Here is a 20879-nt window from a genome sequence, read left to right on the forward strand (position 1 = left end):
GCTTTCTGCTCTTGTCCATTTGCCCCGAGGATGACGCATGTCCCAGGAACCCAAAGCGCGTGACGCTGAAGTCGCGGATTTTCGCGCTGCAGTGCTGGATAAACTTACCTATGCCGTCGGCAAGGACCCGGAGCATGCTTTCGACCATGACTGGTTCGAAGCCATCGCCCTGGCTGCGCGCGACCATATGGTCGATCACTGGATGGACCATACCCGGCAATCCTACCGACGCAGTCAGAAGCGGGTGTATTACCTCTCCCTGGAGTTCCTGATCGGTCGGCTGCTGTATGACAGCCTGAGCAACCTGGGCTTGCTGGACATCGCGCGCGACGCGCTGGATGGCCTGGACGTGGACCTGGAGCGCATTCGCCTGCTTGAGCCCGACGCGGCGCTGGGCAACGGCGGTTTGGGCCGGTTGGCAGCGTGCTTCATGGAAAGCATGTCAACGCTGGGCATTGCCGCGCATGGGTACGGTATCCGCTACGAGCACGGGCTGTTCCGGCAGGCCATGGTGGACGGTTGGCAGCAGGAACAGACGGAAAACTGGCTGGATTTCGGCAACCCATGGGAATTCGAGCGGGCCGAAGTCATCTACCCCATCAGTTTTGGTGGCAGCGTCGAAACGGTCAGCGACACGCATGGCAACCAGCGCCAGGTGTGGTCTCCCAGCGAAACCGTCCGGGCGGTGGCGTACGACACGCCGGTCGTTGGCTGGAGAGGCTCCAGCGTCAATACCTTGCGCCTGTGGCGTGCACGGGCGCTGGAGGAACTGCACCTGGAGCGCTTCAACGCAGGGGACCACCTGGGCGCGGTTGCCGAGGTGGCGCGCGCCGAAAGCATCTCCCGCGTACTGTATCCGGCCGACAGTACCGAGGCTGGCCAGGAGCTGCGCCTGCGCCAGGAGTATTTCTTCGTGTCGGCATCGCTGCAAGACCTGCTGCGTCGGCACCTGAACATGCATGACAGCTTGCTCAACCTGCCCGACGCGGCGGCTATCCAGCTCAACGATACCCACCCCTCCATCGCCGTGGCCGAGCTGATGCGGTTGCTGGTCGACGAACATCAAATCCCCTGGGACACCGCCTGGGAAGTGACCGTGGGCACCTTGGCCTACACCAACCACACCTTGCTGCCCGAGGCCCTGGAAACCTGGCCGGTGGCCCTGATGGAGCGCATGCTGCCCAGGCACATGCAGATCATCTACCTGATCAACGCCTACCATATCGATTCGTTGCGTGCCAAAGGCATGCATGATTTCGACCTGCTGCGTGCCGTGTCCTTGATCGAAGAAGACAACGGCCGGCGGGTGCGCATGGGCAACCTGGCGTTCCTTGGCTCGCACAGCGTCAATGGCGTATCGGCGCTGCACAGCCAGTTGATGAAAAGCACGGTCTTTTCCGAGCTGCACAAGCTGTACCCCCAGCGGATCAACAACAAGACCAACGGCATCACCTTCCGCCGCTGGCTCTATCAGTCCAACCCCCAACTGACCGGCATGCTGGTGGAGGCGTTGGGCCCCGAGCTGCTGGACGACCCTGAGCGCCTGCTGACCGGGCTGGTTCCGTTCGCCGACAAAACCAGTTTCTGCAAGCAGTTCGCAGCGCAGCGGCTGCACAGCAAGCGTGCATTGGCGAGCATCATCCAGGATCGCGTGGGCGTTACGGTGAACCCGGAAGCGATGTTCGACGTGCAGGTCAAGCGCATCCACGAGTACAAGCGGCAACTGCTCAACCTGCTGCACACCGTAGCGTTGTACCAGGCTATTCGCCACGACCCGGGTACGCACTGGGTACCCCGGGTCAAGATCTTCGCGGGCAAGGCAGCGGCCAGCTACCATCAGGCCAAACTCATCATCAAGCTGACCAACGACATCGCCCGGGTGGTCAACAACGATCCCACCGTGCGCGGCCTGCTCAAGGTCGTATTCCTGCCCAATTACAACGTAAGCCTGGCCGAAAGCATCATCCCGGCGGCGGACCTTTCCGAGCAGATATCCACGGCCGGCTACGAGGCCTCGGGTACCAGCAACATGAAGTTCGGCCTCAATGGCGCCCTGACCATCGGCACCCTCGATGGCGCGAACGTGGAGATGAGCGAGCAGGTCGGCCCCGACAACATGTTCATCTTCGGTTTGACGGCGCAGCAAGTGGAAGCGCGCAAGCGCGCCGGTGATTTCGGCGCCTCGGCTGCCATCGCCGCTTCCGGGCGCTTGAACGACGTGTTGCAGGCCATCCGCAGTGGTGTGTTTTCCTCGGACGACCCTTCGCGTTACACCGGTCTGATCGATGGCCTGATTGGCTACGACCGCTTCATGGTCTGTGCCGATTTCGATGCCTACTGGGACGCTCAGCAGCGGGTGGAAGACCTGTGGCACAAGCCGCAGCAGTGGTGGCGCATGGCAGTGCTGAACACGGCACGCATGGGCTGGTTCTCGTCGGACAGGACCATCCGCGAGTACGCGACCGAGATCTGGAAGGCGCTGGACTGACACAGGGCAGGCCAGGTGGGCACCGCCACCTGGCTCGTCGACGTTGCCAGCAGCAGCGATCACAGTCCGCCCGGCGCCAGCATGGGGCCGGGCAGCCCTGTGCCGACCGTCGGCCTGGCGAGCGCTGAACTCCCGATCCATTGTGCCGTCTGACAGCCGTGGCGTGTCTCATTGCTCGCTAGCCCGCCGCTCTCCCTGTAAACTGCGTGGGTTTTCCATCCCCAATCCTGTTGGAGCCATACATGTCCCGCGTTACCCTGAGTCGCTATCTGATTGAGCAGACCCGCAGCAACAATACCCCTGCCGATCTGCGCTTCCTGATCGAAGTGGTGGCGCGTGCGTGCAAGGAAATCAGCCATCACGTGTCCAAGGGCGCCCTTGGCGGTGTGCTGGGCAGCATGGGCACCGAAAACGTCCAGGGCGAAGTCCAGAAGAAGCTGGACGTCATCTCCAACGACATCCTGCTCGAAGCCAACGAATGGGGCGGTCACCTGGCCGGCATGGCGTCCGAGGAAATGGACAACGCCTACCAGATTCCGGGTCGCTACCCCAAAGGTGCCTACCTGCTGGTCTTCGACCCGCTCGACGGCTCCTCCAACATCGACGTCAACGTGTCGGTCGGTACCATCTTCTCGGTACTGCGTTGCCCTAACGAGTACCTGAGCCAGAACGAAACCCTGAACGAAAATGCCTTCCTGCAGCCGGGCACCGAGCAGGTTGCGGCCGGCTACGCCATCTATGGCCCGCAGACCATGCTGATTCTGACCCTGGGCAACGGCGTCAAGGGCTTCACCCTGGACCGCGAACTGGGTAGCTTCGTGCTGACCCACGAGAACATCAGCATTCCGGAAACCACCGCCGAATTCGCCATCAACATGTCCAACCAGCGTCACTGGGAAGCCCCGGTACAGCGCTACGTGGGCGAGCTGCTGGCAGGCGAGACCGGCCCGCTGAAAAAGAACTACAACATGCGTTGGATCGCCTCGATGGTGGCCGACGTACACCGTATCCTCACCCGTGGCGGCCTGTTCATGTACCCGCGCGATGCCCGTGAGCCGAGCAAGCCGGGCAAGCTGCGCCTGATGTACGAAGCCAACCCGATGTCGTTCATCATCGAACAGGCCGGTGGCGCGTCCACCAACGGCTACGACCGCATCCTCGACATTCAGCCAGAGAGCCTGCACCAGCGTGTGTCGGTGATCCTGGGCTCGAAGGAAGAGGTTGAGCGCGTCACCGCCTACCACAAGGAGTAAGTCATGCTCGCACCTTGGCAGCCTTTGCTGGAATGGTGGTTCGGTTGGGGCACCAGCGCCCAGGCCGTGGCTGACGAGAAGAGCGCCCAATGGTTCGGCAAGCATCACGACGCCGAGGCCCAGGCGCTGTTCGGTGAGCTTGTCGACCAGGCCTTGGCAGGTGGGCTCGACGAGTGGCAGCAGAGCCCTCAGGGCTGGCTTGGGCTTCTGCTACTGCTCGATCAGCTGCCACGCATGATCTACCGCGACACGCCACGTGCGTTCGAGGGTGATCGGCGTGCGCAAGTGGTCGCCCTTCAGGGGTTGCAGAAGGACTGGGATTATCAGTTGCTCCCGATCCAGCGGGTATTCGTGCTGCTGGTGCTCGAGCATGCCGAAGTGCTGGACTGGCAGAACATGTCCGTCGAGCGCTACCAGGTGCTGCTTGACGAGCAACCTGAAGCCAACCGTCGGTTGTTCGAAGGCTTCCTGGATTATGCCCAGCAACACCAGCGGGTAATCGAGCGGTTTGGCCGGTTCCCGCACCGCAACCTCGTGCTGGACAGGCCCAGTACCAGTGAAGAGATGGATTTTCTGCTCGAGCCGGGTTCCAGGTTCTGAAGCAGCGCTCTACGTCCAATGACTGAGGCCGTCCTCCATGGGCTAATGCGATTGACTTGACACTAATGGGGCCGCACAGCGGCCCCATTAGTGTCTGCTGTTTCAGACCCGGCCCAGGCACGTAAAACCCCATATTGAACACTCCAAGCCCCGGGCGGCTCATTCGAATAAGCCATTTTCCCGATCAGCGGTAGCGGTCTTGGGCAGGTCCAACAGGGAACCTGGGAGGCATTTTCCCGTCGAAGGGCACTGCAGGCCACTCGCCTGCTCCCTCGTTCAGGAGTGTCTTCATGTCGTTGCGTTCCCTCGCCCTGTTGTCGCTGTGTGTCGTGCTCGCCGCCTGCAGCAAGATCAATCAGGAAAACTATTCCAAACTCAAAGCCGGCATGAGCAAGGCCGAGGTCGAGCAATTGCTCGGCACGCCGACCGAGTGTTCTGGCGCCTTGGGCATGAGCAGTTGCACGTGGGGGGACGAGCGGAGCTTCATTAGCGTGCAGTACGCGTCGGACAAGGTCTTGATGTATTCGGGGCAGGGTCTCAAATGAGGGCTGCCGGGCTACTGTTGGGCCTGTGCCTGACCCTCTTGCTCGGCGGGTGCGCGGGGTCGATGAACGACCCGCTTGCACCGAAGACCGCAGGGCAGGTGGATCTCAAGCGTTATCAGGGCAAGTGGTACGAGCTTGCACGCTTGCCCATGCGCTATCAGGCCGGCTGCGAACAGTCGGAGGCCCATTACAACCTCAAACCCGACGGGTCATTCGGTTTGCTGAACCGCTGCCGCACCCTGGGTGACGAGTGGCTGCGTGCCGAAGGCCGTGCCTACATCGAGGCGCCAGGGCATACCGACAGGCTGTGGGTGGAATTCGACAACTGGTTCACACGGCTGGTCCCTGGCGTTGCCAGGGGCGAATACTGGATCTTGTATGTGGACGAGCGCTACCGCACCGCGGTTGTCGGCAGCCCGGACCGCAAGTACTTGTGGATTCTGTCACGCACGCCCAGCTTGCCGGCCTGGGAGCGCGAACACTTGCTCGCCAAGGCCCGCCAGCAGGGCTACGACACCAGCCGGTTGATCTGGCGAGCTTCCGACCAGCAGATCGTCAAGATGCACTGAGTGGGTTGCAGGCGTGGTGGGCGGAAGCGAACGTCATGCCTACCCGGGGCGTGCTGTAGCGCCTCAGCTCGAATCGCGGCCGCCGCTAAGCGGCCTTGGTCGGGTCATCCCAAAAGCTGCCGCAGTACCTGAGCGAATGCCGCGCGGCTTTGCTCCTCTTGCAGATGATGGCCTTGGCGTACCACCCATTGGCCATTGACCATCACGTCGCGAACCTGCCGGTCACCGCCGGCAAACAGCCACCGATTGAGAATGCCATCACCGTCGGCCATGGCGATGTAGGGGTCCTGATCATCAAGCACCAGCCAGTCGGCGCGCTTGCCTACAGCCAGTTCGCCAATGGGCTGACCCAGCGCCTGTGCACCCCCTGCCCACGCAGCGTCGAGCAAGGTGCGCCCGACCATCGGTTGGTCGCGGCGATGCAAGCGGTTGCGTCGCTGGTCGCGCAGGCGCTGGCCGTACTCCAGCCAGCGCAGCTCTTCAACCACGCTTAGCGAGACATGGCTGTCCGAACCAATCCCCAGGCGCCCGCCCTGTGCCAGGTAGTCCGTGGCCGGGAAAATGCCGTCGCCCAGGTTGGCTTCGGTCGTCAGGCACAATCCCGCCACGGCGCCGCTGCGGGCCATGGCTGTCACTTCGTCCGGCTGGGCGTGTGTGGCGTGCACCAGGCACCAGCGCTCATCCACGGCCACGTGCTCATACAGCCATTGCAAGGGTCGCAGGCCGCTCCAGGCCAGGCAGTCATCGACTTCCCGTTGCTGCTCGGCAATATGAATGTGCACCGGGCATTTGTCGTCACTGGCCGCCAATACCTCGGCGATCTGCCCAGGCGTCACGGCCCGCAGCGAGTGAAAGCACAAGCCCAGCCCCTGCGCCGGTTGCGCGGCCAGCAGCGGCGCCAATTGCGCCTGCAAACGCAGGTAGTGATCGGTGGACTGGATGAACCGGCGCTGGCCATCGCTTGGCGTTTGGCCGCCAAACCCTGCATGGCTGTAGAGTACCGGCAGCAGGGTCAGGCCGATGCCGCTCTGCGTGGCCGCTGCGCTGATCCGGCGAGACAACTCGGTCGGGTCTGCATACGCATTGCCTGCCTGGTCATGGTGCACGTAATGGAATTCCGCCACCGCGGTATAGCCCGCTTTGAGCATCTCGATGTAGAGCTGGCGGGCGATGACCTGCAGCTGCTCAGGCGTGATCTGCCCGACCAGCCGGTACATGAGGTCGCGCCAGGTCCAGAAGCTGTCATTGGGGTCGCCGACGACCTCGGCAAGCCCGGCCATGGCCCGCTGGAACGCGTGGGAGTGCACATTCGGCATACCGGGAAGTAGGGGCCCCGCCAGACGCTCTGCGCCGTCGGCGCAAGCGCCGGCTTCAATGCGTGTCAGGAACCCGTCCGTACCGACGTCTAAGCGCACGTCTCGGGCCCACCCCGTAGGCAACAAGGCGCGTTGGGCAAAATAGGCGGGCATTGCAGGCTCCTGTTCTTGTTAGCTTGTATATACATATACAGGCGTTTGCCTGCCGGGTAAACTCCGGCAAGCTAACGCTCATTTCTTATGCACAAGGATTTCTGGCCGTGCCGACACCTCCTGCCAACGCGCTGGTTGCCCCCATGGGCGAAGGCCCGGCGCCGCTGTACGCGCGGGTCAAACAGATGATCAAGCAGCACATCGACGACGGTAGCTGGCCGCCGCATCACCGTGTGCCCTCGGAAAGCGAACTGGTCAGCCAACTGGGCTTCAGCCGCATGACCATCAATCGCGCCCTGCGCGAGCTCACAGCCGAGGGGCTGTTGGTGCGCATGCAAGGTGTCGGCACCTTCGTAGCCGAGCCCAAAGGCCGCTCGGCGCTGTTCGAAGTGAACAACATCGCCGACGAAATCGCCGCACGCGGGCACCGGCATAGCTGCCAGGTCGTGGTGCTTGCCGAGGAAGCTGCAGGTTCCGAGCGAGCGCTGGCCTTGAACATGCGCGAAGGTCAGCGGGTATTTCATTCGCTGATCGTGCATTTCGAGAACGATACCCCGGTGCAGATCGAAGATCGATACGTCAATGCGGCCGTGGCGCCCGAATACCTTCTGCAGGACTTCACCCGTCAGACGCCTTATGCCTATCTGTCCCAGGTAGCTCCGCTGACGGAGGGCGAGCATGTGGTCGAGGCGATCCTGGCAGAGCCTGAAGAATGCCAGCTCCTGCAAATCGAACGCGGCGAGCCATGCCTGCTGATCCGCCGCCGTACCTGGTCCGGGCGCCAGCCGGTCACGGCCGCGCGCCTGATTCACCCCGGTTCGCGCCATCGCCTGGAAGGACGTTTTGGCAAATGAGCCGATTGCATGTGTTGCAGGCGCGGGACTATCCGCGCATGCCCTGGAAAAACGGCGCTGGCTTCACCGAGGAAATCGCCCGTGACCACGGCAAGGGCCTGGACGGTTTTGGCTGGCGCTTGTCGATTGCCGATATCCAGGCGTCGGGCGCTTTTTCGAGCTTCGCCGGCTACCAGCGGATCATCACCGTGCTGCAGGGCGATGGCATGCGTCTGTGGGTAGACGGCCAACTCAGCCGGCCGCTGCTGCCATTCGACGGGTTTGCGTTCGAGGGGGCAAGCGAGGTCGATTGCCACCTTATCGGCGGGCCGATTCGTGATTTCAACCTCATCTACGCACCGCAGCGCTATCGGGCGCGCTTGCAATGGCTGGAAGGTTTCAACCGTTTGCACACCTCGGCCTCGACCGTGCTGCTGTTTGCCGCCAGCCAAGCGGTAGAAGTGGCGGCGGGGCACCAGGCCCTGCAATTGGGGCGTCATGACTGCCTGCAACTGGAAGGTAACGAAGCGTTGCTGGCGTTGGACGTACAGGGGCAGTGCTGCCTGATCGAACTCGATCCCCGTTGAGCTGACCCTGGGCTGGCATCGCTTGCGGCGTCAAGGTCTGCGAATTTCACTTGTCCATGCTTGTACATACAAGTAAAGATGTGTTTGTATTGCTCCACGACACATCTGCTGCAGCCGACCGCAAAGGACATTCCCGTGACCGACAACAACAAATACCGTGACGTTGAAATCCGTGCCCCGCGTGGCAATACGCTCACTGCCAAAAGCTGGCTGACCGAAGCGCCACTGCGCATGTTGATGAACAACCTCGACCCGCAGGTCGCCGAGAACCCCAAGGAACTGGTGGTGTACGGTGGCATCGGCCGGGCCGCGCGCAACTGGGACTGCTACGACAAGATCGTCGAAACCCTGACCCGTCTGGAAGACGACGAAACCCTGCTGGTCCAGTCCGGCAAGCCGGTCGGCGTGTTCAAGACTCACAGCAACGCACCACGCGTGCTGATCGCCAACTCGAACTTGGTCCCTCACTGGGCCAGCTGGGAGCACTTCAACGAGCTGGACGCCAAAGGCCTGGCCATGTATGGCCAGATGACCGCTGGCAGCTGGATCTACATCGGCAGCCAGGGCATCGTCCAAGGCACTTACGAAACCTTCGTCGAGGCGGGTCGCCAGCACTACGGCGGCAGCCTCAAGGGCAAGTGGGTGCTGACCGCAGGTCTGGGTGGCATGGGTGGGGCCCAGCCACTGGCCGCGACCTTGGCCGGGGCTTGTTCGCTGAACATCGAGTGCCAGCAAAGCCGTATCGATTTCCGCCTGCAAACCCGCTACGTCGATGAGCAGGCCACTGACCTGGACGATGCCCTGGCGCGCATCGCCCGTTACACCGCCGAAGGCAAGGCCATTTCCATTGCCTTGCATGGCAATGCGGCCGACGTGTTGCCTGAGTTGGTCAGGCGCGGGGTGCGGCCAGACATGGTCACCGACCAGACCAGCGCGCATGACCCGCTCAATGGCTACCTGCCCGCCGGCTGGACGTGGGAGCAGTACCGCGACCGCGCCCAGACCGACCCGGTGGCCGTGGTCAAGGCTGCCAAGCAGTCGATGGCCGTGCATGTACAGGCCATGCTCGATTTTCAGCAGCAGGGCGTGCCCACCTTCGACTACGGCAACAACATTCGCCAGATGGCCAAGGAAGAAGGCGTGGCCAATGCGTTCGATTTCCCAGGTTTCGTGCCGGCTTACATCCGTCCACTGTTCTGCCGGGGCATCGGCCCCTTCCGCTGGGCAGCGTTGTCCGGCGAAGCCGAAGACATCTACAAGACCGATGCCAAGGTCAAGGAATTGATCCCCGACGACGCCCACCTGCACCGCTGGCTGGACATGGCCCGCGAGCGCATCAGCTTCCAAGGCTTGCCGGCCCGCATCTGTTGGGTAGGGCTGGGGCTGCGGGCCAAGCTGGGCCTGGCGTTCAACGAAATGGTGCGCAGTGGCGAGCTGTCGGCACCGATCGTGATCGGGCGCGACCATCTCGATTCGGGCTCGGTCGCCAGCCCCAACCGCGAAACCGAAGCCATGCGCGATGGCTCCGATGCGGTCTCCGACTGGCCATTGCTCAATGCCCTGCTCAATACCGCCAGTGGTGCCACCTGGGTGTCGCTGCACCATGGCGGCGGTGTCGGCATGGGCTTCTCCCAGCACTCGGGCATGGTCATCGTCTGTGACGGCAGCGACGAGGCGGCGGCTCGTATCGCTCGCGTGCTGGCCAATGACCCAGGCACCGGTGTCATGCGTCACGCCGATGCCGGTTACGCTATCGCCATTGAGTGCGCGCAAGCGCAGGGGCTGGACCTGCCGATGATCACCGGCTGATCACCTCCCTCTGCAACGCACCCCACAAGGGTGATACTCGACAACAAGAAGAGGCGGGCTGGCGCTGCCGGTCATGCCTCGCGAACTGGAGTAGCAACGTGACCGAACTTACCCTCAAGCCCGGCTGCCTGACCCTGGCGCAACTGCGCACTGTGCATGCAGGCCCTGTACGGCTTCAACTCGACGCCAGCGCCGGCCCGGCCATCGATGCCAGCGTGGCCTGCGTCGAGCAGATCATCGCGCAGGACCGTACCGCCTACGGCATCAACACCGGTTTCGGACTGCTGGCGTCGACCCGTATCGCCAGCCACGACCTGGAAAACCTGCAGCGTTCGCTGGTGCTGTCGCATGCCGCCGGGATCGGTGCGCCGCTCGATGACGCGCTGGTCCGATTGATCATGGTGCTGAAGATCAACAGCCTGAGCCGCGGCTTCTCCGGTATTCGCCGCAAGGTCATCGACGCGCTGATCGCGCTGGTCAACGCCGAGGTCTATCCCCACATCCCCCTCAAAGGCTCGGTCGGCGCCTCCGGTGACCTCGCGCCGCTGGCCCACATGTCCCTGGTACTGCTGGGCGAGGGCAAGGCGCGCTACAAGGGCCAGTGGCTTGCGGCTACCGAGGCCCTGGCCATCGCCGGTCTTGAGCCGTTGACCCTGGCCGCCAAAGAGGGGCTCGCCCTGCTCAATGGTACCCAGGCCTCCACGGCCTATGCCCTGCGCGGGCTGTTCCATGGCGAAGACCTGTTCGCCGCCGCGGTCACCTGCGGCGCGCTCAGCGTGGAAGCCGCCCTTGGTTCGCGCTCGCCCTTCGATGCCCGTATCCATGCAGTGCGCGGCCAGCGCGGACAGATCGACACCGCTGCCTGCTTCAGGGCCCTGCTGGGGGACACCAGCGAGGTATCGCTTTCGCACCAGAACTGCGACAAGGTCCAGGATCCTTACTCGCTGCGCTGCCAGCCACAAGTGATGGGCGCCTGCCTCACTCAACTGCGCCAGGCTGCCGAGGTACTCGGCGTCGAGGCCAATGCCGTGTCGGACAACCCTTTGGTGTTCGCCGCCGAAGGCGACGTGGTTTCCGGCGGTAACTTCCATGCCGAGCCGGTGGCGATGGCCGCCGACAACATCGCCCTGGCCATCGCCGAAATGGGCGCGTTGAGCGAGCGCCGCATCTCACTGATGATGGACAAGCACATGTCCCAGTTGCCGCCCTTCCTGGTGGAGAACGGTGGGGTCAACTCGGGCTTCATGATTGCCCAGGTCACCGCCGCCGCACTGGCCAGCGAGAACAAGGCCCTGTCCCACCCGCACAGCGTCGACAGCCTGCCGACCTCCGCCAACCAGGAGGACCATGTCTCAATGGCCCCGGCTGCCGGCAAGCGCCTATGGGAAATGGCTGAAAATACCCGGGGCGTGCTGGCGATCGAGTGGTTGGGCGCCTGCCAGGGCCTGGACCTGCGCAAGGGGCTCAAGACCTCCGCCAGGCTCGAACAGGCGCGCCAGGCATTACGCCGTGAAGTGCCGCACTACGACCGCGACCGGTTCTTTGCACCGGACATCGAAAAGGCCGTGCACGTGCTGGCCGAAGGCAGCCTGACCGCGCTATTGCCAGCGGGCGTGCTACCAAGTCTGTAATGCGCTCGGGGGCCTTTGGTGGCGGCCCCCGTATCTCACGACCACAAAAACAATTCAAGGACGTGACATGCAACCTGCACAAGGTCTCAAGCGCGGGCTGACTGCCCGCCACATTCGTTTCATGGCCCTCGGCTCTGCCATCGGTACCGGCCTGTTCTACGGCTCGGCATCGGCCATCCAGATGGCCGGCCCGGCGGTATTGCTGGCCTATCTGATCGGCGGCGCTGCGGTATTCATGGTCATGCGGGCATTGGGCGAAATGGCCGTACACAACCCCGTGGCCGGCTCATTCGGTCACTACGCCAGCACCTACCTGGGCCCCATGGCCGGCTTTATCCTCGGCTGGACCTATGCGTTCGAGATGGTCATCGTCGCCATCGCCGATGTGACGGCGTTCGGCATCTACATGGGCTTCTGGTTCCCAGAGGTCGCCCGTTGGACATGGGTGCTGGGCATCGTCTTGGTCATCGGTGCGCTCAACCTGTGCAACGTCAAGGTATTCGGCGAACTGGAATTCTGGCTGTCCTTGCTCAAGGTGGGCGCGATCGTGGCCATGATCCTGGCGGGCCTTGGCATCATGGTCTTCGGCTTCAGCCAGGTGGGCAGCGGGCAGGCCGTGGGCGTGGGCAACCTGTTCGAGCATGGCGGTTTCATGCCTAACGGTGTCGCCGGGTTGATCGCCTCGTTCGCCGTGGTCATGTTCGCCTTTGGCGGCATCGAGATCATCGGGGTGACCGCAGGCGAGGCCAAGGATCCGCAACGGGTAATTCCCAAGGCGATCAACGCCGTGCCCCTGCGCATCCTGCTGTTCTATGTGCTCACCCTGTTCGTGCTGATGTGCCTGTACCCCTGGCCGCAGATTGGCAGCCAGGGCAGCCCCTTCGTGCAGATCTTCAGCAATCTGGGGATCGGCTCTGCGGCTGCGGTGCTGAACGTGGTGGTGATCTCTGCGGCCGTTTCTGCCATTAACAGCGATATCTTCGGTGCGGGCCGCATGATGTATGGTCTGGCCCAGCAGGGACATGCCCCCAAGGGCTTCAGCCGGCTGTCCAGGCATGGCGTGCCGTGGATGACGGTGGTGGTGATGGGGGCAGCACTGCTGGTTGGGGTACTGCTCAATTACCTGATCCCTGAAAACGTGTTTCTGCTGATCGCCTCGATCGCTACCTTCGCCACCGTCTGGGTCTGGCTGATGATCCTCATCACTCAGGTGGCGATGCGGAGGCGCATGAGCCGTGAGCAGATGGCCGAGCTCAAGTTCCCGGTACCGTTCTGGCCCTGGGGCCCGGCATTGGCCATCGCCTTCATGGTCTTCGTCTTCGGTGTGCTTGGCTATTTCCCGGACACCCAGGCGGCGTTGTTGGTCGGCATGGTCTGGCTGGTCTTTCTGGTGGCGTCCTACCTGTTGTGGTGCAAGCCGCGCACAGGGCAGGGCGCGTCGGTGGCCGAAGCCGCCGAGTTGCATCGCTAGCAAAGGAGAACCTGCATGAAAACCCTCTGGCAACACTGCCACGTGGCAACCATGGCCCAAGGCCGTTATTCGATCATCGAAGACGCCGCCATCGTGACCGGTGGTGGGCGGATCCTGTGGATCGGCCCACGTGCCGACTGGCAAGTCGAAGGGACCGAGCAGACGGTCGACCTGGGCGGCACTTGGGTGACCCCCGGGCTGATCGATTGCCACACGCACGCGGTATTCGGCGGCAACCGCAGCGGCGAGTTCGAACAGCGGCTGCAAGGTGTGAGCTATGCCGAGATCGCCGCGCAGGGCGGGGGCATTGCCAGCACCGTGAGGGCCACCCGCGCCGCCAGTGAAGACATGCTGTTCGCCAGCGCCCGGCAGCGCGTCCGGGCGTTGATGCGCGACGGCGTGACCACCCTGGAGATCAAGTCCGGTTACGGCCTGGACTTGGTCAACGAGCGCAAGATGCTGCGTGTAGCCCGGCGTCTGGGTGACGAGCTGGGTATCACGGTTCGGGCCACGTGCCTGGCGGCTCACGCCTTGCCGCCGGAATACGCCGAACGCAGCGACGACTTCATTGCCCACATCTGTGATGACATGCTGCCGGCATTGGCAGCAGAAGGGCTGGTGGATGCGGTGGATGCCTTCTGCGAACACCTGGCCTTCTCACCCGTCCAGGTTGAACGCCTGTTCATCAAGGCACAGCAACTGGGTTTGCCGGTCAAGCTGCACGCTGAACAATTGTCTTCCTTGCACGGCTCCAGCTTGGCCGCCCGCTACCAGGCACTGTCGGCCGATCACCTGGAATTCATGACAGAAGAAGATGCCGTGGCCATGGCAACGGCTGGCACCGTGGCCGTCTTGCTGCCCGGCGCGTTCTACTTTCTGCGCGAGACCCAAGTTCCGCCGATGGAGGCCCTGCGTCGGCACGGCGTGAAAATCGCCCTGGCCAGCGACCTGAACCCGGGCACCTCACCGGGCCTGTCACTGCGGCTGATGCTGAACATGGGCTGCACCTTGTTCCGCATGACGCCGGAAGAGGCCCTCGCCGGTGTCACCACCCATGCGGCGCAAGCGCTGGGCATGGGAAGCAGCCATGGCACCCTTGAAGCGGGCAAGGCCGCCGACTTCGTTGCCTGGCAAATAGAACGCCCTGCCGACCTGGCCTACTGGCTTGGCGGCGACCTGCCCAAGCGCGTCGTGCGCGGCGGCCATGAACTGGATATCTGAGCGAGGCGAGATGGACAAGGTACTGAGCTTTCACCAGGGTCAATTGCCGCTGTTGATCAGCATTCCCCATGCGGGCCTGAAGCTGACCCCGGCAGTGGCCGATGGCCTGGTCGATCAGGCGCGCAGCTTGCCCGACACGGACTGGCACATTCCCCGTCTGTACGATTTCGCCCAGGCGCTGGGCGCCAGTGTACTGACGGCCGAGTATTCGCGCTTCGTCATCGACCTCAATCGCCCAGAGGACGACAAGCCGCTGTATGCCGGGGCCACCACGGGGCTTTATCCGGACACGCTCTTTGAAGGTGAACCTTTGTTCAAGGAGGGGCTGGCGCCAAGCCCGGCAGAGCGCAAGCACTACCTTGAGCACATCTGGCACCCTTATCACAGGGCAATCAGGCATGAGCTGGCACGTTTGCGTGAGACGTTCGGCTATGCCCTGCTCTGGGACGCCCATTCCATCCGCTCGCACATTCCTCGGTTGTTCGACGGCAAGCTACCGGACTTCAACCTCGGGACCTTCAATGATGCGAGTTGCGACCCCAGCCTGGCCCAGCGGCTAACGCACGTCTGTCAACAGGCGCACGGTTACGATCATGCGCTCAATGGGCGCTTCAAGGGCGGGCACATCACCCGTCATTACGGCAACCCAGCCGCGCACGTTCACGCCGTCCAGCTCGAGCTTGCGCAAAGCACCTACATGCTAGAGCGTGAACCTTTCAGCTACCGTGAAGATTTGGCAGGCCCCACCCAGACGGTGCTCAAGCAGCTTCTGCAAGCACTGCTAGCCTGGGGTCAGGCGCATTATCGCAACTGAAGGCAATCGGCCAGGCAGCGCGGGGTATGCGCGCCGCCCGGTCAATCGTCAGCCTTTGGCGACCTCCTTGAGCGTGAGTTCGCGCAGCAGTGCCTGCTCCTCGAGTTCCCGATCCATCTGCAAGCCTTGTTGCAAGATCACCTCTTCCTGCAGCGAATGGCTGGTGTTGGCCAGTTCCAGTACCCGCTGGCGGTACCGGTTTTCAACCTCCTCGAACCGCTCGGCGTATTCATCGCGAAGGCGCTGGGTCCAGTCCTGGTTGGACAGCAGATAGTCGATGAACGCTTCGCTGTGTTCGCGCTTGCGCACGTGTTCGAGCACGCTCGAAAGCTCATCGGCCGCCAGGTTGGCAGCACTTCGGAAACGCATGCGGTCGGCGATGGGCAGCTCGAGTTCCTTGGCCAGTTCGCGGCGATAAGCCAGGCGCACCGAAACCAGATCCCCCGGTATCGAGCGGTGCTGGGCAAGGTGTTCGAGTTCCTCTACCCGGAACAGCTGCAACAGCCTTTGGCGCATCTGCTGCAGGCTATCTCCTGCATCGATCACGACACGTTGATGCATCAGGTACAACTCGATGTTGTTGAACGCCTGAAGCGCGCCGTCATGACAGGTTTGTGCGCCATTTTCGTCAGGCAGCGCCGCTACAGCGATGCTTTCCAGCAATGGCCGCTCGGTCGGGTTGCTGACCGCCGCGACCAGCATCAGTCGCACCCGTTCGCAGAACCTGCCCCGAGTAGCGGGCTCCACGTAAGGGGCTGCGTTTTGCAGACGGCCCACCAGGCGCAGCAAGTCACTGCCTGCAAGCGCGTCCCAGCATACCTGCAGGGATTCATTTTGCAGTGCATTTCCCAACATCCACGATTCCATCCGTGGGGTATCGTCACCGGACACCGGAAAGTGCGGGTGGTCCAGAGAGCCATCACTGGAACCATCGGTGAGCAGGTCGTTGGGAATGTCCAAGGCGAAGGAGAAGCTGTGATGGCTGTCGGAAAACGTGCGGACCCGCTGGATGGTTTCGGCTGGCAGCGGGTTGTCCAACAGGGACACAGAAGAAATCGGAATGGTGCTATCCAGGTTCGACAGGACACGGTCCGGCAGTTCGGTGATGTTGTTCGAACTGAGGTCGAGCAACTCGAGCGGCAGCAACAGGTCGCACCAGTGCGGCCAGCCCTGCAGGTCCATGTTGCTCAGCACCAGGGACTGGAGATTCGCTGCAAGCTGTGCAGGAACACGATTGATGGTGCCCACCCGGTTGCCCGAAAGGTCCAGCGAAGTAAGGTGGTTCAGGCGGCCAAAAATCTCGAACATAGGCTCATCGATTTCCAAACCCATGTTGCGCAACTCCAGGTACTCCAGCTCCGGCAAGCGCAGCAAGGCGGTAGGCAGTGTCGATTGCGGCGCTTGATGACCGTCTATGGTCAGGCGCGTGATACCCGGAAACCGACTGAGCAGCTCATCAAGCTGCGCAGTCGTGCCTCGCAAGCGGGTCAAGGCCAGGGCGCGAACACGCTCGCCAAAGAAGGGGGGCAGGCGCCTCGGGAAGTGCTCGATCGACACGTCTTCCAGATGCAGCCTGAGGTATCGATGGCCCTGTTCCTGATATGTCCAGAAATCATTGATCGCCGTTTCAATGCGTTGACGCTCGGCCAGGGCGGTTTGTGTCAGGGGGTTGCTGGAACTCGATGCCTGCGCCCAGCCCTCCAGCGCTTCTCGTACCTGCGAGCGCTCGGTGCGCAGGCGCGTGATTCCCTCGATAAGCGACGGCGGCTGGTCCACGCGAATACCAGAAGTGTCCAGCTGCTCGTTCATGAGCAAACGCTGCACGTGAATTTCGTTGATCGGGTTGCCTTCAAGGTTGATGACCGGCGGGAGTCGCAGTGATTCGGCTTCGTGCAGCAGGAACGATGGCAGCGTGAGCAGGTTATTGGCGCGCAGGGACAGCTCACCGATGCGGCTCAAGGCATCGCTGTCGATGCCCATGGGCCATTGCGACAGATGCATGCGGTCGAGCCCGAGGTAATCGAGTGTGAGCGCGTGGAAGCTCGGACGGTTGCCTTGTGCCAAGCGATTTCCGGAAAGGTCCAGATGACGCAGCTGCCGGGCACCGGTCAGCATGTCCAGGTCACTGGAGGACAAGGCAATGTTCTGGTTGGTCAGTACCAAGCGCTGCAGCTGTGGCAGGTTTTCCAGAATGGTGGGAATGCTGAATATGAATGCCGAGGGTGTTGCCCGCGGTGTGTAGGGCCGGTCAATTTCCAATGCCTGGAGTTGCGGCATCTGGCGGAGCAGGCGTTGCAGCAAACGCTCGTTCTGCGCCCAGCTGGCCATCGCGCCTGAGGGCAGGTCATAGAGGGTCAGGCTGCGCACTCGCTGGTAGAAGAACTCGGGTAAGTTCAACGGAATATCGGCCAGAGAGATCAGCGCCAGGCGTAACACGGACGTGCTCCGGTCGCCTTCGTCCAACGCCGTGTCATACCAGAACTGCACGATAGCCTCGCGCAACGCATCGTAGTTGCGTGCTGCCGCATCGGTCGACGGCGAAATGGCCTCGCTCCAGTCATCGAGCCTGCTTTGCAGTTCGGTGCGCTGCTCGGCCAACTGTTGCAGGTGTTCGAAAATCTGCAGGCGCGTGCGGCCACTGCTGGCCAGCGTATTGATCACCTGATCGGCAGAGCGGCCGGTACGCTGCGCCAACTCCAATGCCTCGACCTCTGCAAGGAGCTGCGAATAAGAGACCGCATGGGCTTGCGGGCCACCGCCGCTCAGCGGATACCCCAGGCGGCCCTCGGCAAGGCGCATGGGTGACCGATAGCCGGGGCGCACCGGCCGCATGCCCAGGGCCCTGCGCAAGGCTGGGCGAGGCAGCAACGGACTTTCCTGCATCAGGTGCCGCAGGGCCGCAGCGTCAGCCGCGCCGAGTTGTGCCATGACGTCTGGCAGCGCCTCGTGAAGCGCGGTAAAGAGGTCCGGGTGTGCCGTTACCAACCGAGATGACTCGGCTTGATCCTGGACGATGTACCCTGCAGGGGCATGGATGATGGTTACGCAGGGGTTACCTTGCTTGGGGCCGATTGCCTCGGCTTGAGTGGGCCAGAACCCACCTCGCAGGATTTGTAGCCTGGTACCGGTAGGCCATTGCCTCAGTGTCGGCAAGGTATGCAGCACGAGTCGATCGCTGTCCCAGCTCTGAGCCCCTACCAGAAACAGCCCCTCGTAAGCCCGCGCCAGACGGACCTGTTGCAGATAAACACGAATTTCCTCGCTCAGGCGTAGCGGTACCCTACCGCTTGCCAGCAGGCCCCGTTCGTTGGCAGTCGCGCTGCGTACCAGCTCGTCGGCAATGGCGGCTGGAAGACCGGGGTATGCCCGCATGACCGGTTCGGCGTCGGGCAGCTGGGCCGATGCCATGCGCCTGTAGGCTCTGAAAAATTCGGTTGAGCGGTCTGCCGTGACGGGCAACTGGCTGATCGACTGGTCAAGCTTGAACCGCTGGAGGGTGTCTTGCAGCAACGCTGGCAATCGCTCGCTCTCCACCAGCGCCCTGCGCAAGGTATCTTCGTCCGTGTCACTGATCTGCAGCATCCGTTGCAGCGTCGGCTCATCGAAGTCAGCACTCAGGTGCCCCATTCGTTGCAACAAGGTCGAACCTGTCCAGGTAGCGGGGCGGTCGGTGACCTGTATCCACGCGCCAGCGCCGTTGTAGCGCAGCGGTGGCTGATAGCGATGCTCGCCCCGTGGGTGCTGCAGCCGGTATTGGCCAGTGTCGGCGTCTGACACGACCTGATACTGGCGACCCTGCAGCACCAGCCGTTGCTGACCCTCATGCAACAACAGGCCCTGCTCATCCGGTGCCAATGACTGTGGCAGTGGGTCCTGGATTTGATAGGGCGTCAGGTCAGGTTTCCACAGGCTAACCTGCCCATCAGGCATGTCCACGTCTTCCAGCTCTTCGATGAATGACGGGGTCTCGACGGGAATGCGCGCATCACCCGATTCGTCGTCGGGTTCTTCGACGATGGGTTCGTCGCCCCCTGGGATTTGCGGCGCGCCTTTGAGCGCATGGCCGGCAGCTGTCAGCGCAGCCATGACCGCCACGTTCTCGACGACATCGATCAGGTAGTCGTAAGCTGTGTCGCGCTCGTCTGCCTCCCAGGCTTCGATCCCCTCATACACCTCATGGGCCAGCTGGACGATGCCCACCAAAAGCATGGCCTCCCCAAGGCCAGGCACGAAGAAGCCGGCGATGTTCAATGCCAGCAACGCGCGCCCGGCAATGAGCTCGCGGTGAGCCTGGGCCGTACGCCGGTCCACGATCTGGGTTGGGACAGCGTGGAAGAGCACGTCCTGTTCATGACGTTCCACCTTGCGAAAGGCCATGAGCCCCTGGAACGCGTGGGTGAAAGGCGTTTGAACGGGGTAGAGCCTGGCATGTGGATCGCGTACGGGCTCGTGCAGGCCGCGGGTACTCCAGCCCGGTGGTGTCAGACGCGCTTGCAGGCGCTGTCTAACCATCCCCTTGTCGCGCTCGGGCACATGCTTGTCCAGGTAGCCCATGTCAGCCTGGAGCCGATCCCGCAGTGCGTCATGCATGGCCTGCGTATCGGCGAACGCCTTGAGGGGTGTTTCCTCGTCGTCGGGGATATACAGCGCAATGCGGCTATCGGCACCCGATTGCCTCTCGATGACCACTACTCCCGTCAGTACGCAGCCCCAGAGTTGCAGCTCGCTGAACCTGAACCCCGATGCGAGAGGATCCAGCTTTTGATCGAGCGGTACTTCCAGCGCGGCGGTGTAGAACGTCTCGCTGATATCGCCCTTCAAGCGAGCGTAGTGCAGGGACTGTCGCCAAGCCGATTCCTCCGCCCGCCCCAGTGTTTGATACACCTCCAGGGCTACCTCGTCCGCACTGCGGTCAGCCGTTGCGGCCGGGTAGTAGATCGCGTGTATCAGGTCGTGATATTTCCCACCAATGTCCAACGTCCGACACAGGTCGGCGAAGGCTTCTGCCGGGATGTCCAGTGCATTGGTGATAGGCACGGTGCCCATGAAACGCCGGTGGTCGAGAATCACCGATTTTTTCAGGAGCCCATCGGGTGCATCCATGCCACCTTCAACGGCGGCGGACGCCTCGAAGTTATGCAGGGCTGCCTGAAGCAGTGAGCGGGTCGCCCGCTCCACGGCCTGCCGCCCGTCCAGGGCGTCGTGCTCCTCGATCAGGCGCGCGTCCACCAGGTAGCTCTTGTCGACATCGACCTGTAGACCAAAGCGTTCGGCAATGGCTTCGGTCAACGCCTTTCTGGCATAGATCTCCAGCTCTGCAACCTGCTCGAACAGCGCCGCGACCTGCGCTTGGTGCTGACGGTGCTGTGCGTGTTCGATGCTCCAGGCACGCGCGACGGCCGGTTGCTCCGTGATCGCTGACGCCAGCCAGGCAGGTGCCTGCCGCCAATTGCGCATGGCCTGGTGCGTGTGGGTCGGGCTTTTTTTCAGCCACTGGGGGATGCGCTTGGCAATGGTGGAGTAATGGACACCTTGTGAGGGTAGGGTGTCGCTGGTGGGTGTTGGCATTTAGCAGTCCTCTGCACGATG

Annotated in this window: 14 protein-coding genes; 12 read left to right on the plus strand and 2 right to left on the minus strand. The window is 62.7% G+C overall.

The genetic code is table 11. From position 1 onward, the window contains the following. Nucleotides 1-37 precede the first annotated feature (37 nt). The 5 genes from MOP87_RS00780 to MOP87_RS00800 all read left to right on the plus strand — a co-directional run bounded on the left by MOP87_RS00780 (nucleotide 38) and on the right by MOP87_RS00800 (nucleotide 5455). Nucleotides 38-2488, plus strand: coding sequence for a glycogen/starch/alpha-glucan phosphorylase (locus MOP87_RS00780; RefSeq protein WP_242810014.1), 2451 nt, complete (start codon nucleotides 38-40; stop codon nucleotides 2486-2488). Between the two features lie 242 nt (nucleotides 2489-2730). Further along, nucleotides 2731-3741, plus strand: a complete 1011-nt coding sequence (locus MOP87_RS00785) for a class 1 fructose-bisphosphatase (RefSeq protein WP_023532920.1) — start codon at nucleotides 2731-2733, stop codon at nucleotides 3739-3741. 3 nt (nucleotides 3742-3744) lie between these two features. Further along, complete coding sequence (locus MOP87_RS00790; protein ID WP_027914069.1) at nucleotides 3745-4341, plus strand: DUF924 family protein; 597 nt, start codon at nucleotides 3745-3747, stop codon at nucleotides 4339-4341. 290 nt (nucleotides 4342-4631) lie between these two features. Beyond that, nucleotides 4632-4886 carry an outer membrane protein assembly factor BamE gene (gene bamE, locus MOP87_RS00795; RefSeq protein WP_027914068.1) on the plus strand — a complete coding sequence of 85 codons (255 nt, stop codon included), beginning with the start codon at nucleotides 4632-4634 and terminating at the stop codon, nucleotides 4884-4886. Next, on the plus strand, nucleotides 4883-5455 hold the full coding sequence (locus tag MOP87_RS00800; RefSeq protein ID WP_027914067.1) for a lipocalin family protein: 573 nt from the start codon (nucleotides 4883-4885) through the stop codon (nucleotides 5453-5455). Before bamE ends, MOP87_RS00800 begins: the two co-directional genes overlap by 4 nt. Nucleotides 5456-5559: 104 nt before the next feature. Here MOP87_RS00800 and MOP87_RS00805 read toward each other — a convergent pair whose 3' ends face one another. Continuing rightward, complete coding sequence (locus MOP87_RS00805) at nucleotides 5560-6924, minus strand: formimidoylglutamate deiminase (RefSeq protein WP_145279372.1); 1365 nt, start codon at nucleotides 6922-6924, stop codon at nucleotides 5560-5562. Nucleotides 6925-7067: 143 nt separating this feature from the next. Between MOP87_RS00805 and hutC the strand changes: the two genes are divergently transcribed. The 7 genes from hutC to hutG all read left to right on the plus strand — a co-directional run bounded on the left by hutC (nucleotide 7068) and on the right by hutG (nucleotide 15290). Then, nucleotides 7068-7778, plus strand: coding sequence for a histidine utilization repressor (gene hutC, locus MOP87_RS00810; protein ID WP_173645899.1), 711 nt, complete (start codon nucleotides 7068-7070; stop codon nucleotides 7776-7778). Beyond that, entirely contained in the window at nucleotides 7775-8344 is a 570-nt protein-coding gene (locus MOP87_RS00815) for a HutD family protein (protein ID WP_059183449.1), read from the plus strand. The genes hutC and MOP87_RS00815 overlap by 4 nt, the downstream gene beginning before the upstream one ends. Nucleotides 8345-8479: 135 nt before the next feature. After that, nucleotides 8480-10153, plus strand: coding sequence for a urocanate hydratase (gene hutU, locus MOP87_RS00820; RefSeq protein ID WP_027914063.1), 1674 nt, complete (start codon nucleotides 8480-8482; stop codon nucleotides 10151-10153). A gap of 98 nt (nucleotides 10154-10251) precedes the next feature. Continuing rightward, complete coding sequence (gene hutH / locus MOP87_RS00825; RefSeq protein ID WP_242810015.1) at nucleotides 10252-11784, plus strand: histidine ammonia-lyase; 1533 nt, start codon at nucleotides 10252-10254, stop codon at nucleotides 11782-11784. A gap of 67 nt (nucleotides 11785-11851) precedes the next feature. Continuing rightward, nucleotides 11852-13255, plus strand: a complete 1404-nt coding sequence (locus MOP87_RS00830) for an amino acid permease (RefSeq protein ID WP_028687268.1) — start codon at nucleotides 11852-11854, stop codon at nucleotides 13253-13255. Nucleotides 13256-13270: 15 nt separating this feature from the next. Continuing rightward, on the plus strand, nucleotides 13271-14476 hold the full coding sequence (gene hutI, locus MOP87_RS00835; protein ID WP_049696736.1) for an imidazolonepropionase: 1206 nt from the start codon (nucleotides 13271-13273) through the stop codon (nucleotides 14474-14476). Nucleotides 14477-14486: 10 nt separating this feature from the next. Continuing rightward, a complete protein-coding gene (gene hutG / locus MOP87_RS00840) occupies nucleotides 14487-15290 on the plus strand; it encodes an N-formylglutamate deformylase (protein ID WP_027914059.1) in 804 nt (267 codons plus the stop codon). Nucleotides 15291-15338: 48 nt separating this feature from the next. Here the strand turns inward: hutG and MOP87_RS00845 are convergent, their stop codons facing one another. Next, on the minus strand, nucleotides 15339-20858 hold the full coding sequence (locus tag MOP87_RS00845; protein WP_242810016.1) for a DUF6543 domain-containing protein: 5520 nt from the start codon (nucleotides 20856-20858) through the stop codon (nucleotides 15339-15341). Between the last annotated feature and the right edge of the window lie 21 nt (nucleotides 20859-20879).

Origin of the sequence: Pseudomonas sp. I3-I5, from assembly GCF_022699445.1 — a bacterium.
Lineage (GTDB): Bacteria > Pseudomonadota > Gammaproteobacteria > Pseudomonadales > Pseudomonadaceae > Aquipseudomonas > Aquipseudomonas fulva.